At 36.5% G+C, this 16,797-nt stretch carries 16 protein-coding genes and 2 pseudogenes; 13 read left to right on the top strand and 5 right to left on the bottom strand.

The window, feature by feature from the left end:
* On the top strand, positions 1-2,613 hold a 2,613-nt coding region (locus FFO06_RS05575; RefSeq protein WP_137907134.1), incomplete at its 5' end, for a CHAT domain-containing protein.
* 185 nt (positions 2,614-2,798) lie between these two features.
* Here the strand turns inward: FFO06_RS05575 and FFO06_RS05570 are convergent.
* Positions 2,799-3,731 (bottom strand): DUF928 domain-containing protein, encoded by a 933-nt coding sequence (locus FFO06_RS05570; protein WP_236097074.1) that lies wholly within the window; start codon positions 3,729-3,731, stop codon positions 2,799-2,801.
* 622 nt (positions 3,732-4,353) lie between these two features.
* Here FFO06_RS05570 and FFO06_RS05565 point away from each other — a divergent pair.
* From FFO06_RS05565 to FFO06_RS05530, 8 genes are all read left to right on the top strand, one after another.
* Complete coding sequence (locus FFO06_RS05565; protein WP_137907132.1) at positions 4,354-4,845, top strand: DUF2141 domain-containing protein; 492 nt, start codon at positions 4,354-4,356, stop codon at positions 4,843-4,845.
* Positions 4,846-5,496: 651 nt separating this feature from the next.
* Positions 5,497-6,225 carry a serine O-acetyltransferase gene (gene cysE / locus FFO06_RS05560; protein ID WP_137907131.1) on the top strand — a complete coding sequence of 243 codons (729 nt, stop codon included), beginning with the start codon at positions 5,497-5,499 and terminating at the stop codon, positions 6,223-6,225.
* Between the two features lie 31 nt (positions 6,226-6,256).
* On the top strand, positions 6,257-6,514 hold the full coding sequence (locus FFO06_RS05555; protein ID WP_035367753.1) for an Asr1405/Asl0597 family protein: 258 nt from the start codon (positions 6,257-6,259) through the stop codon (positions 6,512-6,514).
* Between the two features lie 210 nt (positions 6,515-6,724).
* Complete coding sequence (locus tag FFO06_RS05550; protein ID WP_028083314.1) at positions 6,725-6,922, top strand: DUF2949 domain-containing protein; 198 nt, start codon at positions 6,725-6,727, stop codon at positions 6,920-6,922.
* Positions 6,923-7,280: 358 nt separating this feature from the next.
* Positions 7,281-8,411: a homocitrate synthase gene (gene nifV, locus FFO06_RS05545; protein ID WP_137907130.1), complete on the top strand. Its 1,131-nt coding sequence runs from the start codon at positions 7,281-7,283 to the stop codon at positions 8,409-8,411.
* Positions 8,401-8,688: a nitrogen fixation protein NifZ gene (locus FFO06_RS05540; protein ID WP_028083316.1), complete on the top strand. Its 288-nt coding sequence runs from the start codon at positions 8,401-8,403 to the stop codon at positions 8,686-8,688. Before nifV ends, FFO06_RS05540 begins: the two co-directional genes overlap by 11 nt.
* Complete coding sequence (gene nifT, locus FFO06_RS05535) at positions 8,663-8,866, top strand: putative nitrogen fixation protein NifT (protein WP_137907129.1); 204 nt, start codon at positions 8,663-8,665, stop codon at positions 8,864-8,866. Before FFO06_RS05540 ends, nifT begins: the two co-directional genes overlap by 26 nt.
* A gap of 132 nt (positions 8,867-8,998) precedes the next feature.
* Positions 8,999-9,550, top strand: a complete 552-nt coding sequence (locus tag FFO06_RS05530) for a (2Fe-2S) ferredoxin domain-containing protein (protein ID WP_137907128.1) — start codon at positions 8,999-9,001, stop codon at positions 9,548-9,550.
* 17 nt (positions 9,551-9,567) lie between these two features.
* Here FFO06_RS05530 and FFO06_RS05525 read toward each other — a convergent pair whose 3' ends face one another.
* Together FFO06_RS05525 and FFO06_RS22665 are read right to left on the bottom strand one after the other, a co-directional pair.
* Positions 9,568-11,340 (bottom strand): methyltransferase domain-containing protein, encoded by a 1,773-nt coding sequence (locus FFO06_RS05525; RefSeq protein WP_137907127.1) that lies wholly within the window; start codon positions 11,338-11,340, stop codon positions 9,568-9,570.
* Positions 11,341-11,498: 158 nt separating this feature from the next.
* A pseudogene (locus tag FFO06_RS22665) lies at positions 11,499-11,645 on the bottom strand (IS701 family transposase); the annotation flags it as partial.
* 380 nt (positions 11,646-12,025) lie between these two features.
* On the opposite strand from FFO06_RS22665, the gene FFO06_RS05515 reads away from it, so the two are divergent.
* Positions 12,026-12,349, top strand: a complete 324-nt coding sequence (locus FFO06_RS05515) for a nucleotidyltransferase domain-containing protein (protein ID WP_137907126.1) — start codon at positions 12,026-12,028, stop codon at positions 12,347-12,349.
* A 77-nt stretch (positions 12,350-12,426) separates the two neighbouring features.
* Here the strand turns inward: FFO06_RS05515 and FFO06_RS05510 are convergent, their stop codons facing one another.
* On the bottom strand, positions 12,427-12,726 hold the full coding sequence (locus FFO06_RS05510) for a type II toxin-antitoxin system VapC family toxin (protein WP_236097073.1): 300 nt from the start codon (positions 12,724-12,726) through the stop codon (positions 12,427-12,429).
* A gap of 80 nt (positions 12,727-12,806) precedes the next feature.
* Entirely contained in the window at positions 12,807-13,004 is a 198-nt protein-coding gene (locus FFO06_RS05505; RefSeq protein WP_137907125.1) for a hypothetical protein, read from the bottom strand.
* Between the two features lie 466 nt (positions 13,005-13,470).
* Here FFO06_RS05505 and FFO06_RS05500 point away from each other — a divergent pair, with 466 nt between their 5' ends.
* The 3 genes and pseudogenes from FFO06_RS05500 to FFO06_RS05490 all read left to right on the top strand — a co-directional run.
* Positions 13,471-13,827, top strand: a complete 357-nt coding sequence (locus FFO06_RS05500) for a type II toxin-antitoxin system RelE/ParE family toxin (protein ID WP_137907124.1) — start codon at positions 13,471-13,473, stop codon at positions 13,825-13,827.
* The gene (locus FFO06_RS05495; RefSeq protein ID WP_137907123.1) at positions 13,824-14,153 is read left to right on the top strand and encodes a helix-turn-helix domain-containing protein; all 330 of its coding nucleotides are present in this window, start codon (positions 13,824-13,826) and stop codon (positions 14,151-14,153) included. The genes FFO06_RS05500 and FFO06_RS05495 overlap by 4 nt, the downstream gene beginning before the upstream one ends.
* Before the next feature lie 1,493 nt (positions 14,154-15,646).
* Positions 15,647-16,447, top strand: a pseudogene (locus FFO06_RS05490) (formylglycine-generating enzyme family protein); the annotation flags it as partial.
* Between the last annotated feature and the right edge of the window lie 350 nt (positions 16,448-16,797).

Genomic DNA, 16,797 nt, shown 5'->3' with positions numbered 1-16,797 from the left:
CAAGCTATCCAGTCCTTACCCCAGGATTCTCTTAATCAAGCCTTAGTACGAAGTAATCTTGCCTTGACTTATCAGCAACAGGGAAAATGGGAATTAGCTAAAAGCGAAATTAACCAAAGTCTAAAGACATTAGAGTCTGCTAAAATTACTACAGAACAACAGAGGATTTTAGCTCAAGCCCTGGATATTCAAGGACAACTTCAGCAAAAAGCCGGAGACTCTCAAGCAGCTTTAAATACATGGCAGCAAGCAGCGAAACTATATCCCAACTCTGTAAATAATCAAATGGGGTTGATAAATCAGATTAACCAAGCTCAAGCTATGCAAGACTTGGGACTGTATCCGCGAGCTTGTCAAACTTTATTGGCTGTTCTTGGTTATACTGAGAAAAAATGTATGATTTCTGAGGTGGAAATTAATACAATTCAAGATAAAATATCAGGTAGTTTTGAGAAAACCTATCAAGCTAAGGCTTTTAGAAGTCTTGGTAATGTCATGCGTTTGACAGGTAATTTAGCAGAGTCTGAAAAAGTTCTCCAAGCTAGTTTAGCTATTGCCAGAAAAAGTGGTTCTCCAGAAGATCTGAGTAAGGTTTTACTGAATTTAGGTAACACTCAACGGGACTTAGCTAATAGAAATATAGAACTAAATAATGATCAAGGAGCTAAATACCAAGAACAAGCTTTAGCTCAATATCAAGAAGCGGCTTCTCTTTCTCCTTTAGCGATTGTACAACTTCAATCTCAACTGAGTCAATTAGAGATATTAATGGAACAGGGAGAATTATTCACAAAACAGGGAGAAAATGAGCTAAAACAGGGAAACGAGGAAATGGGGCAGAAAAACGAGGAAATGGGACAGGAAAAATGGAAAGAAGCCACTGATTTAAAAAATAAAATCAAAGTTCCATTAACCTATTTATCCCCTAGTCGAGAAAGTATTTATGCTCAAATTAAATACGTGAAAAATTCTCTGTGTTTAGAGCAAAAACAGCCGAATTGTCTGAAACCAACCACCCTAAATTTATCATCTGTGACAGCAGAATCTTTGCAAGCAGCGGTGAAGATGTTAAATCAAACTGATGAAGTTGCCAGTGAATTGGAAGATAAGGGGACACAATCTTCTATCATGGGCTTATTGGCTAAATTAGCCGAAGGTCGTCAAGACTGGAATGGTGCTAATAATTACACTCAAAAAGCATTAGATTATTCTCGCCAGGCTCAAGCACCAGAACTAACCTATCAATGGCAATGGCAAGAGGGACGGATATTTAAGGCTCAGGGTAAAAATAAAGAGGCTCTTAACTCTTATCAAACATCATTAGCCACACTGAAATCTCTGCGCCGTGATTTTGTTGCTGTTAACCGAGACAGTCAATTTAATTTCCGGGAGAATACTGAGCCTGTTTATCTAGAATATGTAAGTTTACTTTTGCAACCGCAAGAAGTACCACCAGAAGACCTGAAATTGGCTCGTGAAACCATTGATTCTTTAAAATTAGCAGAGTTAGAAAACTTTTTGCGATCAGCCTGTGATGATAATTTTAGCAAGTCAGTGAGTATTGATGAGGTGATTGACAAACAAGATCCTACGACTGCGCTGATTTATCCTGTGCTATTAGAAGACCGTTTTGAGGTGATTGTCAAGTTACCCCAAAGGCCTTTAACTCGTTATACTTCCAAGATTGAGAAAAATAAAAAAGATTTTGAGGGTGAGATTGCAGACGCAATACCTATTATTACCGCTAAAAGCGATGGAACTAGTGGTAACAAATTACCTCGTATTGCTGAAAAACTATATGATTTGATTATTCGTCCTGGGGAAAAAGACTTACAGCAGAGTGGGGTGAAAACTTTAGTTTTTGTCCTGGATAGTTCTTTGCAAAATTTTCCTATGTCGGTGTTAAGCAAGGGTCAGGAAAACGGTCAGCCAAAATATCTAATCGAACAGTATAATATTGCTTTAGCTCCTAGTTTGCAACTGGTGGACGTTCAGCGTTTCCAAAGGAAAAATGTCCCGGCCTTAATCGCTGGCTTGAGTGAATCACGAATTATTGAAGGTAGACCGTTTGGTGAGTTAAAGTCTGTGAAGGATGAAATTAACAACATTAAATCCCTACTGCCTAATTCAACTAAGTTACTTGATCAAGAGTTTACCAGCAACGCCTTGACTAATAGGCTTAATTCCTCCTCTTTTTCAATTATTCATCTGGCCACCCATGGTGCGTTTAGTTCCCAACCGGATCAGACTTTTATTGTTACTTCCGATAAGAAGCTAAGAGTCAATGAGTTAGATAATTTATTGAGTTCGAGAGATCCGGTGGAATTACTAGTGTTAAGTGCCTGTGAGACTTTAACGGGGGATAAAAGAGCATCCTTGGGATTAGCGGGTGTTGCTATTAGAGCGGGTACACGGAGTACATTGGGAACTCTGTGGCTAGTTGATGATGAGTCAACCTCCATGCTCATGGGTAAGTTTTATGAGGCTTTTAAGAATCAGAATATTAGTAAAGCTGATGCTTTACGTCAAGCCCAACTAGCATTACTGCAAAGTCAGGATTACAAAGATCCTAATTTTTGGGCGGGTTACGTTCTTTTAGGTAATTGGTTGTAAGCTGTTACGCAGCTAAATTTGACAACCACAATTTACTTAAACTTTGTGGTGCGGGCATCTTGCCCGCTATAGTTATACAAACTAAATGTACAAAAGATTCAATCCTCTTAAATGACAAGATCCCCGAATTATTTAATAATTCGGGGATCTGGGTTAAATATTTCCAAAAAACTGCTCAATTATCCTCAATTGAGAGGTGGTTCTTGGGCAATGTTTGCCTCTTGCAAGTGTTTGACTGATGTTAGTAGTTGCTCCCAATAATTCTGAACTGTGGGATCATTGGGTTTTTGACGACGTAAATCAGCCAATGTGGTAATGGCATTTTCCCAAATTCCAGATGCAGCATAAAGCATTACTTGCTCTATAGGATCACTGGTTTGTTGGATGGCGGCTGAGAGGTTATCATCTTTAACAACCTGAATTGCACCGGTTAAGGATAGGTCTGCTTTGTTGCCAGAATTAGCGCAATTTACTGATAACATCCAAGTGTATTTTTGATCTAGCTTTAATGGGCGATGATCAGGTACTTTGATGCTGAAAATGCCTCCTTGGGGAGGTGTGTTGAAATTCTTGGTGTACAAGGGTTCATCAGCCTCATTCTTGAGGACAAATTTGAGTGATTGAATTGGCTGGGCAGTTTTAGGAATGTAGAAAAAGAATGTTGGGTGATCTGATGTCGTCAGTTGTGAGTTGTCAGTATCAGACATGGCCGTTAAGGCTGTTAATTCTGATTGATGATTTTTCCCATCTAGACTAGTAACAGGATTAAAACAATCTCTTGTTGATTCTGTTCTCGTTGATCCTGCTCTCAATCTCGTAGGTTTGCTGGAAACAAAAAAGATAAGTTGCTTACCCCGCTTAATGTATGCCTCTACATTGCTGATAGCATTTTGAGCATAGCGATCGCCGGGACGTAATTGTTCAGCTTGCTTGAAAAAAGATAAAGCTTCTCTAAATCCTCTAACTGCGGTTTTTTTATACCCTTCCTGCATATACTGATTGTAAAGATCACGGTTCTGATTATTGGGAGCAGCTAGAGCAATAGATGAACCTGGGGTTTGACTGACCATCCCTAAAGGTAGGGACAGAAACCCCGCTAAGAGCAATCCTGTCAGCATGGAGTTCCGCATAAAAGAAATAATGATTGGTTGAAAAGTCCTTTGTTAATCAAGGCTTAATTTCTGGGATTACCCAGATATGTAACTGTTAAGTTGCCGTCTATAGGGTGATTTTTCTGCAACCAGATAAAATCTAGATTTTTGCAGTTGGTTTAAACTAAAATACACAACATATTATACTCCATAATTTCCATGATGGCGGATTTTAATTGATTATTTTCATTAAGTAAGTTGGCCGAACAGGGAACAGGGAACAGTTTTAACTGTTTAGATATCCTCAATTTTCCAAATCCGACAAAGAAAAATGCACTTATTTTGAGACACCGTTAGCCAAAACCTGGCACTTTTTTGTGGTAAAAATCCGCGAAACCCTTTGTTAATAAATGGTTTTAGGTTTATATGGCTAACGCCACGCTATCAGCAAGCCCTACTTGTCAATTAATTTTTCTGTCACTACATCAGACTTTAATCTCCATGATTTTTAATATCTTCTTAGTTCCTGTTATACTTGTAAAAGTGATGTTTTTGTAGCTATTACACAATCGTAAAATCTACATTGACAAGATGGCTGGATAAAATATTATAAAATATTAGTTCTATTTAATGGAGGGTAAATTAGTTAATGAAAGAACAGTTAAAAATCGCCTTGCGGAAAGCATCAAGTCAGGGACTAATAGTGTTACTTCCTATTTTGGGAAGTTTCCTATTTTTAACTAGTGCGAGTGCCAATTTTAATGGTAATTTGACGATTAATGTGGCAGGCATAAAAAACCAATCTGGAAAAATTTGTGCTAGTCTTTTTTCTGGAAGTAAGGGATTTCCTAGTGATAGTGAAAAAGCTGTACAATCCGAATGTATCAAGATCACAGAAAATCCTCAAAAACTGAGTTTTAAAAACTTAAAACCAGGGAATTATGCCGTTGCTTTAATTCATGATGCCAATGAAGATGGTATGATGAATACTAATTCTTTTGGTATTCCCGTAGAAGGTTTTGGGTTTTCTAACAATCCAGCAATTCTGACAGGTCCACCTAAATTTAATCAAGCGGCTGTTTTGGTAGCAGGTTCAAATACTGATCTTCAAATCAAAATGCAATATCTTTTGGGTCGTTGATTTACAACAATTTCAGCTTGAGTGAGGTAGACCTTATGCGGGCAAGATGCCCGCACCACAAGAGTTTTATCATTAATATCTGTACTTTGTGAATACCGTTAACTGCTGTATGTTGATGTAAATATTGGCGTTGCATAATAGCGGTATGAATTTAGCAACGCCTAAATATTCTGAGGTCATTATTGATAATGCTTGGAAATTTTGTATACCCAGCTACAGCTAACAAACCATAAAAGAGAATAAAGAAATCCAGCTTTGATCTCGCAAACCTATAAAATAATAATAGTATTAGGTAATACATAAAAACTATATTTACTGTCATCAAAGCAACGATTCTGAAGCAATGAGTACAACTTAATATATCTGAAAATATCTTACCTAAATAGCTGCAAAGTCTTACAGGTTAAGGGATTTGTTTTGAGTACAAAAATGCTGTATCCCTCAACCAAAAATACCAGTACCCCTATCATAAAAAGCTAGTACCCCTACCCCAACAGAAAATGTAAAGTTCTGTTAAAGAGGGGTTTAAACCCATTGAGTACAAAGGTAATAAATTTAATAAATCTAATCTGCGTTACTAATTTTGTCCCTTGGAAAGTTATCTGATATAAGCATGAAAACACTACAGGATCTTTTCACCTCACAGTATCAATGCACCAGTCTTTAAACAGTATCAGTAAAACCGAAAATGTCAATACAAAGCTGAAAAAACATGAACCTTCTGGACTATTTTTAGAACCGTTAATTAGTGATTTTCGGATGATTTTTGAGCGTGATCCAGCCGCTTCTAATTGGTTAGAGGTGATATTTTGTTATCCTGGGTTTCATGCCCTTTGTTTACATCGTCTTGCCCATTGGTTACACCTCCATAAAGTGAGTTTTATTCCTCGGTTTATCTCCCATTGGGGACGGTTTTTGACAGGAATTGAGATTCACCCAGGGGCAAAAATTGGCAAAGGCGTATTTATTGATCATGGTATGGGTGTGGTAATTGGTGAAACTGCGATTATCGGAGATTATGCTCTTATTTATCAGGGTGTAACATTGGGAGGAACTGGTAAAGAAAGCGGTAAACGTCATCCTACTTTAGGTGATAATGTTGTCGTCGGTGCCGGTGCGAAAGTATTAGGAAATATTCAAATTAGCGATCGCGTTCGTATTGGTGCAGGTTCAATTGTCTTGAGTGATGTGCCTCCAGATGCCACTGTAGTCGGCGTTCCGGGAAGGATTATTTCTCGTAAGTCGAATAACCACATTTCACTCTTAGAACATGACAAATTACCCGATCTGGAAGCAGGTGTAATTCGTTCTTTACTTTCCCGGATTGACCAACTGGAAAAACAAATACAAATTCTCACAAATCATCATCAAGATGATTAATCAAGTCAACTTTATCCAGTTTGAATTACTCATGCCACACAATTGTAATTTTTTAAATATTGGTGAACAAATTTTGCAAATTCCTCTGGGTGATAGATGGTGTATTTATCACCGTTTGCAAGAGTTAATGATTTCTTGTTCCTGTCCCCCGGATGGGTCTTTGCGTATCCAAGTGAATAACCTTCAAGAAGCGATTCTAGTTCGTAGTACATTAATGCAATTTTTTGCTTCTCGTCATCAATTAGTGACATGGTTAGAGAATTGTTTGTGTAACGGTGTGGAGTTTTGATCAGTATGAATGATGACTATTAATGATTTTGGGAATATCTAATCAAAAGCATATCAATCCTAAGTCATTGTTCGCTCACAAACTATCTTGCATATTCAAGATAATTCACCTAAGCTTAGGTTCACCCAGTTTGCTCAAACTAAAATAATTAGTCATTGCTTATGGGAATAACTTGTACTTTATATTGATTTCGATTGTCAATGTCCAATTATGGTGATTAATAGTAGTAATAAGAAGTTATTGCAATTCCTACAAAAAGAACTAGCACTTTCCACCGCTGATATTGCAGTAGCAACGCGACACCCTGAATTTAATCATTGTCCTTTACCGATGCTGCTTTGGCAATATGGTTTAGTGGATTTACAGCAATTAGACAGAATTTTTGATTGGCTTGCAGAACATTCTTAGTGAAGGTAGATGAAAAATTATCAGTGAACATCAGAGGTAAAATTATGATTACTAGCTTCATTGCTGGCTTGAGTATGTTATTTTTTACAGGATTTGTTAATGTTTATCTGGGTTATTGGCTGCTGACAAAATCCACAAATAATACCACCAAAAATATTTGAGAAGTGATACCAGTTTTTGGTTTCATACCATACAGATGCAACGGAAATATTGGAGTAATAATTAAGGATCGTAAATCATGATTCATGATTTATTCGCTCAATCAAGTATTTATTGCACATCTACCCTTACTCAGACCTTACTCAGAATTGTAGCGAACAAGGATATTACAAAAAAACTCCGCTAGAGGGATGTTAAAATGTATCAAATCATGATTAATGATACGACATTACGCGATGGAGAACAAGCGGCAGGTGTTGCTTTTAACTTAGAGGAAAAAGTAGCGATCGCTCAATTCTTAGATACCATTGGTGTCCATGAATTAGAAGTAGGAATTCCCGCCATGGGAGAGGAAGAAATTCGCGCCATTGTTGCCATTCGTAACTTAGATTTACAAGCTAAATTATTAGGTTGGAATCGCGCTGTATTATCAGATATAAAAGCTTCTATAGCCTGTGGATTGCAGCGAGTACATATTGCTATTCCTGTATCTGGAGTACAAATTGCGGCTAAATTTCATGGTCAATGGCGCGTAAGTTTACAAAGACTAAAAGACTGTATTAGCTTTGCATTAGATGAAGGTCTTTGGGTATCAGTTGGTGGCGAAGATTCTTCTAGAGCCGATGAAAATTTTCTCCAAGATGTTGCTCTTTTATCCCAAGAATGGGGAGCGTCACGGTTTCGTTTTTGTGATACAGTTGGGGTACTTGATCCCTTCAGCACTCACATAAAAGTTCAGCGTTTAGTATCAACCCTATCAATTCCTATTGAGATTCACACCCATAATGATTTTGGACTAGCAACTGCTAACGCCTTAGCCGGAATCAAAGCTGGTGCTATGTCTGTAAATACCACCGTTAATGGATTAGGAGAAAGAGCCGGAAATGCAGCCCTAGAGGAAGTAATTATGGCTCTCAAATGTATCTACGGTGTTGATTTAGAAATTAAAACTCAACATCTGTTAAAACTATCTCAATTAGTTGCTAGAGCTTCCGGTGCTAACGTTCAACCTTGGAAAGCAATTGTGGGTGAAAATACCTTTGCTCATGAGTCTGGTATTCATGCTCATGGTGTACTCCAAAACCCCATTACTTATGAACCATTTTCCCCTGAAGATGTGGGCTGGGAACGGCGTTTAGTCATAGGTAAACACTCTGGCCGCCATTCATTATCTAATCTATTAGAACAGCATGGAATCTTTCTTGATTCTCAAGAAACCCAAGCTATTTTGGATATAGTTCGTCAACAATCAATTCTCAAAAAACGTAGTCTCACTACAGAAGAATTATTAAATTTAGTCAGCGAAAAAAGGTATTCCCATGCAACGTGATGAAATAGAACTGAACTCGCAACCTATTTTTGAAATTGGTCAAAAAGTCCGAGTTAAGAAACTAATCAAAAACGATGGAACTTTTCCTGGTCGAGAAATTGGGGAAGTTTTAGCAAGAATTGGTGATGTGGGTTATGTATCCAGTATCGGCACATTTTTGCAAGCTTATTATATCTATGCTGTACATTTTTTGGAAACAGGGTACATCATCGGTTGTCGAAAAAGAGAACTAGAATCTGCTGAGGAAAAACATGAAAGTAATGTTGCGAATGAATGATGCTGGTACTTTAGTTGTCTATGTCGCTAAAAAAGACTTAGAAGAAGAAGTAGTCAAACAAACAGATAGTGGAGAAGTTAAAATTCTCACTTTAGCTAATGGTTGGGAATTAGAATTTAGTGAAATACCAGATAAAAGCTGTTTACCTTTAACTGTGGAAGCTAAACGTCTTTCTTAAAAACTGAGAAAATATCAAGAAGGTAAAAGTTAAAAATCTCTTTTTTTCTCTTCCTTCTTGCTGGTAATTATCAATATTACCCCAGTAAAATGGGGTTTATTATTTTCTTTTGCAAAGGTTGAGTTATTGAAAATGAGTGAGAAATATCTGACATTATCGGAATTAAATATTGAGGGACAATTTTTAGGATTTGTGGGTAAGGAAACAGGTAAATGTAAACATTTACAGTTGGGAATTGGCTCAGGAAATATCAAAATCAAAATTCCTAAAAATTTACGTTGTTCTCTCGGTTCATCTTTATTACCTGGTGAACAAATTCGCATTAATGCTATTAGTAAATTAAACCCCCGCAGCCATAAGCTAAAACTCCAAGCTGATCACATCCAAGCGGTTGGTTTTTGTCCTCTGAAAAATCCCCTTTCTCAACCCAAAGCCAAGATTATGGTATGTCAAAAATCTGGTTGTTTGAAACGAGGTGGAAAGGGGTTATTATCAGACTTAGAAAAAACTTTGGGCGATCGCGGTTTATCGGATCAAGTCATCATTGAACATACCGATTGTCAAAAACGTTGTAGTAGCGCCCCTAATTGTGTTTTAATGTTAGGTAAAAAGCAATACAAGAAAGTTCATCCAGAAGCGATCGCCTCTTTGTTAGAGAATCATTTAAGTTGTCAAACCCCATAGCTTAAAAACTGAGTGAGTTACTTAAATAGTTCCGGCACTCGTATTGCCAACTCTTGATTTAACCTGGGTAAATCTTCGCACATTTGCAGATACCAATTGCGCCGCTGCCGATAATGTTGAGACAATAAACGATGGTCTTTGACCCATTGGTAAGCATTCTTGGCTAATTGCTGCTGCCACACCGTATCCTTGATTAATTGCCGTAGTTTTGTTTCAAACTCTAATTCTGAACGGTAAATCAAACCTGTCTGTCCTTCGATAATAGAGTTTTCATACACAGTAGGACTCGCTAAAACTGTGACACCATGACCAGCACACTCAATGAATTTTAGATCCGATTTCATACTATTAAATCGGTTAAAATTCAGTGGAAGCAAAGCAATATCACACTCTTTCATTAATTCCTGATATCGTTCGTAAGCACAGAAAGGTTCTAACTGTTTTTGTGAAGTTGCTAAAGCATCAAAAAATTTCTGGTCATAAATAACTTGTACAGAAACAGTTTCTGGATAGTCAGCTAAAACCCGATTTAAGGCTGGCATAATTACCGACCAATCTTCTTCTCGATTGATTGCGCCAAAAAACAGCCTGATAGTACCATCTGTTTTGTATTCCCTTGGTGGTGGTAAATGAGCCAGTTGATTTTGAAAAACCACAACATTGGGATTAATTTGGCGCAAAAATTCTGCTATTGGCTCCGTTGAAGTTTGGATACAGTGACAAGCTTTATAAGTAAAAAACTCATTATCTGCATAAGCAGGCCAGCGCATGGGGTCATCGTCCATTTCTGCCACAATCAAATAGTTCTGCTGCAGCAGTTTTTGAACTTTAGGAAGATCATCTGGATTTTGCAACAGGCCGCGTTGCCAAATAAATACTTTTTCTTCTCCTGGTTGGGAGATATCCAAATCAGCAGTTTTTACTGTTGATACAGTGCGGATACCAGGAATTGTTAAACTGAGACGATCTGGTTCTAATACCCGCACTCTGTCACAGGCAGCAGGAGCCATCATCATAGTTTGAATTAATAGTCTGCGGGGTGGTTGTTGTGACTTCAACGCCCTAACTACATACTGCAACGCCCCCGTTTGGATGGCAAATTGGGCGGCATCAAGACCTAATGCTTGAACCACTGGGGATAAAATTTGTTGAAATGCCTGATAATTTTCCTCTTTGCGTCCCCGCCTCCGAATTTCATAAATTTGCAACCCGGCTTCGGCAAACCACTTTTTAATACTATTCAAGGTAAAAAAGCGTAAATGGGTACGGTCTAACAATCCTTCATCCTCGTATTCCCAGACACCGCGCAATATTTTGTCAATTAAACTCCAATGTTGGATGTTGGGGATACAAGCTAATATTTGCCCTTCTGGTTTGAGCCAAGCAATATGACGATTTAATACAGCCCAAGGATCTTGCATATGTTCCAGCACATCGCCATAAACAAGACAATCAACGCTATTAAGGTCAATTCCTGTGGCTAACGTGGGGTCGTCCGCATTGCCGACAATAACGCGGTCTAGTCTGGTAGTGGCAATCTCGGCTGCGGTGGGATTTAGTTCTAGCCCAATATATTGACAGTGGGGATTAATCTGTTTGTACTGTGCGCCTAATGCTCCAGCACCACAACCTACCTCGACTATAACCTTAGCATCTGCTGGTAATAATTTTAGTAAGTCTGGATTAATGCGATTGTAATATTCAATAGAGGTTTGAGAATTTTGGTTGATTTGTTGGTTGTGAACTGCTATCTCTGGCTTTGCTAAAGGCAGTTTTTCCTCTTTAACCATTTTTTGAGAGCCTTTTTCAATTTGATTTTGAGTTTAGTATACAATTTAATCGAACTAAGTAGGTTGGTGTTAAAAATAATCGTTATAGCAAGGCAAGGAGCCAAGACTTACGCAACTGGCACCAGCGATCGCTACAGAAGGAAGCGGATGATTTTAAATCAGACCAAATACATTTGAACATCTGGACGTTTTAGTGGCTGAATTAAATAATTAGACAGTAAATTGTGCTTGATTTTATAAATAGTTTGACCTGTTTGATAGGCTAAATTTTTTAATCTCAGCCAAACCAACATAGCACAAGCAAGTTTATAATATTTTGTCATATTTTGTCTGATAGCGAAGCGTGGCGTTAGCCATATCAGGATAACGAGGATTAGATGATTAACAGGATTGTTATTTGATGGTTAATGGCTGGTGTTTATAATATTTTATTTTGTCAGAATCAGGATAACGAGGATTATAGGATTAACAGGATGGTTATTTGATGGTTAATGGCTGGTGTTTATGTATTTATTCTTACATCTCGCTTTAGGAATATTTACTTTTCTCTATCCTAATCATCAACAACTAACGAATAATTAAACAATCACATCCTGTACATCCTGATTCAGAGAATAATATGCTATTTTGAATATAGGATATATCAAAGTAACCATTAACTCAGAGTAATTGTTAATTAACAATTATGCTAAATCAACCTATTTCCACTGTTTTAACCCAAGTACAGCAAAAGTTAAAACAACTTTATGGAGAACAGTTAGAAAAACTAATTTTATATGGTTCACAAGCTAGAGGAACAGCACAACCAGATTCAGATATTGATATTTTAATTGTGTTAAAAGATGTTTTTAACTATTCCCAAGAAAGTGAGAAGATTAGTCAATTAATCGCTGATTTGTGCCTAGAATATAATGTTTTAATCAGTTGTGCCTTTGCTAATTCTGAACAATTAGAAAATTATGATAGTGGTTTTTTTGGTAATGTGAGAAAAGATGGTTTAGTAATTTAGTAATATGAATCTTTGTCAGAATCAGGATATCCAGGATGATAGGATTTACAGGATAAAAGTTATATTTTCCTCCATTATCAATTAATAAAGGGATTTTCAATCTTTAGTCCAGTAATTCCTTTAAAATCACCGACATTTCTTGTTACTAAAAATGCGTCTTGATTTATTGCTGTAGCTGCGATAATTGCATCAGGAAGTTTAATTTTATATTGTCGTTTGATTTGGATTGTCTGATTTTCAATTTCTCGTAACAATGGAACTGTGTTAAACTGGGATAGCAAATCTTCAATAGACTGTTCCTCTTCTTTTGATAAGCCAGTAAAACTCAGTAATTCAATGCGGATAATCGGTGAAATTAAAATTTCGTGCAAATTCAAAAACTCTTCTGTAAACTATGAATTAACTGTTATATCATCGGCTAGATAGTAAATAAAAATATTGGTATCATAAAGATATTTCATTCTTCCCATTCCTGACGCAGAGTATCTAAATGAGCTAACATTGCTGCTTTTTTATGCTTTAAAATTCCTTTAGCTTGAATAATTTTTTGATAGTCTTTTTTCCAATGTGATAGCATTGATTCTGGTACATCTACTGTAATTGAATCTTCATCTTGAGATACAAGATAATGTCTTGGTATTTTGATTAATGGCATAGTTTTATGCTCCTGTTTCTGTCAATTCCGATTGTAACATATTGTCAGAATCAGGATAACCAGGATGCAAGGATTAACAGGATTGTTATTTGATGGTTAATGGCTGGTGTTTATAATATTTTGTCAGAATCAGGATAACCAGGATTAGAGGATTAACAGGATTGTTATTTGATGGTTAATGGCTGGTGTTTATGTATTTATTCTGACATCTTACTTTAGAAATATTTACTTTTATCTATCCTAATCAACAACTAACGAATAATTAAACAATCACATCCTGTACATCCTCAAATCCTGGACATTCTGGGCTAACGCTACGCTTCGCTATCAGACAATCTTAAAATTATCTAAAAACCTAGCAAAATTACCCAAATGTGGTATATTTAATAGAAGATATATCAAACAAAAATTAATTCAGAAAAATGTACAACTGATTGAGATAAAATAGAATAAGTTAAATGAATTTATGGAATGGAATATAATATTTGATCCAGATTTTAGAATTTGGTTTTATCAACAAGAACAGGGATTTCAAAATGAAGCATTTGCAGTATTAGGTATTTTAGCAGAATTTGGACCTGGTTTAGGAAGACCAAGAGTTGATACTTTAGAAGGTTCTGGTTTCAGCAATATGAAAGAACTGCGTATTCAACATCAAGGAGAACCTTGGCGGATTTTATTTGCATTTGATCCTAAAAGACAAGCGATTTTATTAGTTGGAGGTAACAAAGCTGGTAATAAAAAATGGTATAAAGAGAATATTCCCATAGCAGATGAACGGTATAGAGAATATTTGGAGACACTCAAGGAAGAAAAATCATGAAAAAATATACAACTTTATCTGAGGAGTTAAATCAACTTTCTCAAGAAAGAAAAGAAATTATTGCTGTAAGAACTTCTGAAATAAGGTTAGAAGAAATTACGCTGCAAAATTTGGGAGAAAAACTGGGTTTATCACAATCAGAATTAGCTGCTAGTTTGGAGTTATCCCAAAGAGAAATATCTGATTTAGAAAGTGGACAAAGTTTAGAATTAAATACGCTGCGTAATGTTGTTAATGCTTTAGGAGGAACTATGGAAATTATTATCAAACTTCCTAATAAAGAACCTATTATGATGAATTTGTCTGATAGCGAAGCGTGGCGTTAGCCATATCAGGATAACCAGGATGATAGGATTAACGGATGGTTATTTGATGGTTAATGGCTGGTGTTTATCATATTTTATTTTGTCAGAATCAGGATAACCAGGATGAAAGGATTAACAGGATTGTTATTTGATGGTTAATGACTCAGTTTATAATATTTTGTCAGAATCAGGATAACCAGGATGAAAGGATTTACAGGATGGTTATTTGATGGTTAATGGCTGGTGTTTATCATATTTTATTTTGTCAGAATCAGGATAACCAGGATTAGAGGATTAAGAGGATGGTTATTTGATGGTTAATGACTGGTGTTTATCATATTTTATTTTGTCAGAATCAGGATAACCAGGATTAGAGGATTAAGAGGATGGTTATTTGATGGTTAATGGCTGGTGTTTATAATATTTTGTCTGAATCAGGATAACCAGGATGAAAGGATTTACAGGATTGTTATTTGATGGTTAATGGCTGGTGTTTATAATATTTTGTCTGAATCAGGATAACCAGGATTAAAGGATTAAGAGGATTGTTATTTGATGGTTAATGACTCAGTTTATAATATTTTATTTTGTCAGAATCAGGATAACCAGGATTAGAGGATTTACAGGATGGTTATTTGATGGTTAATGGCTGGTGTTTATCATATTTTATTTTGTCAGAATCAGGATAACCAGGATTAGAGGATTTACAGGATGGTTATTTGATGGTTAATGGCTGGTGTTTATCATATTTTATTTTGTCAGAATCAGGATAACCAGGATTAAAGGATTAACAGGATGGTTATTTGATGGTTAATGGCTGGTGTTTATAATATTTTATTTTGTCAGAATCAGGATAACCAGGATTAAAGGATTAACAGGATTGTTATTTGATGGTTAATGGCTGGTGTTTATGTATTTATTCTGACATCTCGCTTTAGGAATATTTACTTTTCTCTATCCTAATCATTAACAACTAACGAATAATTAAACAATCATATCCTGTACATCCTCAAATCCTGGACATTATCTCGACTTACTTCGACAAGTGTTACAGTGAGCTTGTCGAACTGCTCAGTACAAGTCGCTCAGTAACCTTACATCCTGATTCTGACAATCTTAAAATTATGTAAACAAATAACGAAATGTCCTAAATATGCTATTTTAGATACAGCATACATCCAACCAACGATTAACGAATCATGAATAATCCACAACAACCGCGAGAATACGATGCTGTGCTTGGTGGTAATAGTCCATCACTAGAAGGTGCTGCGGTTTTAGGTGGTATTGAAGGGGTAAAGTTGCGGTTGCAAAATCCAGATGCAAAGGTGAGAATTGCTGCACTTGAGCAAGCTGTGAATTATGGAGAACAGGGTTTAGATTTAGTAATTGCAGGTTTAAAGGATGAATCTTGGGATATTCAAAATGCGGCTTATTTAATATTAAGTGACAGAACAGAACCAAGAATTAAGCAAATATTACAAAATCCTCGTCAATTAGGTTTTAAACTACAAAAAATTGAAGTAGTAACAGTTAATAAATTTGGGGAAATCATTCAACGACAGCCCCGTATAGCTAGATATTTTATGGAATATTTGGGTAATGGTGTGACATTGGAAATGGCTGTAATTCCTGGTGGTACTTTTATGATGGGTTCACCAGAAAATGAAGCGAAAAGAAGGGATAGTGAAAATCCTCAACATCAAGTTACTGTTCCAGGTTTCTTCATGGGGAAATATCCAGTAACACAGGCACAATATCAAGCGATCATGGGTAATAACCCTTCTTTTTTTAAAGGTAGTAATCGCCCTGTGGAATGGGTTAGTTGGAATCATGCGGTTAAATTCTGTAAACTGTTAAGCGAAAGAACAGGAAAAACCTACAGATTACCTAGTGAAGCCGAATGGGAATATGCTTGTAGAGCCGAAACTACCACACCATTTCACTTTGGAGAGACGATTACAACGGATTTAGCTAACTATAATGGTAATTATACTTACGCTTCTGCTCCTAAAGGTAAGTATCGTAGACAAACTACAGATGTAGGCTCTTTTCCCCCTAACGCTTTTGGATTATATGATATGCACGGAAATGTCCGGGAGTGGTGTTTGGATGATTGGGTAAATAGCTATAATAACGCGCCTACAAATGGTAGTGCTGTGACAAGCTTAACTACGTCAAAGCTGCTGCGCGGTGGTTCGTGGGACTTCTATCCTGGGAATTGCCGTTCTGCTTATCGCTACAACAACGGCCTCGACTACTACTACAACTCTATTGGTTTTCGGGTTGTATGTGGTAGTGCGGCGAGGACTTAATAGCACTATGCGCTTTTTCCCTCTTGCTCTTTTCTTGTCTTATCTCTCTCGCGTAGGGAGAAAAATTTTTTTGTCAGAATCAGGATATCCAGGATTAAAGGATTTACAGGATTGTAATTTGATGATTGATAGATGAGATTCATATATTTATTCTTCTATCTCACTTCATAAATATCTATTTACTTTTCTCTATCCTAATCATCAACAACTGACGAATAATTAAACAATCACATCTTGTACATCCTCAAATCCTGGACATCCTGATTCTGACAATCTTAAAATTATGTAAACAAATAACGAAATTCCCTAAATATGCTATTTTAGATACAGCATACATGAAACCTACCATT

The sequence above is a fragment of the Dolichospermum planctonicum genome, assembly GCF_005402965.1.
GTDB lineage: Bacteria > Cyanobacteriota > Cyanobacteriia > Cyanobacteriales > Nostocaceae > Dolichospermum > Dolichospermum planctonicum.
The sequence above is the reverse complement of the archived record's forward strand: the minus strand, read 5'-3'. Positions and strand labels throughout refer to the sequence as shown.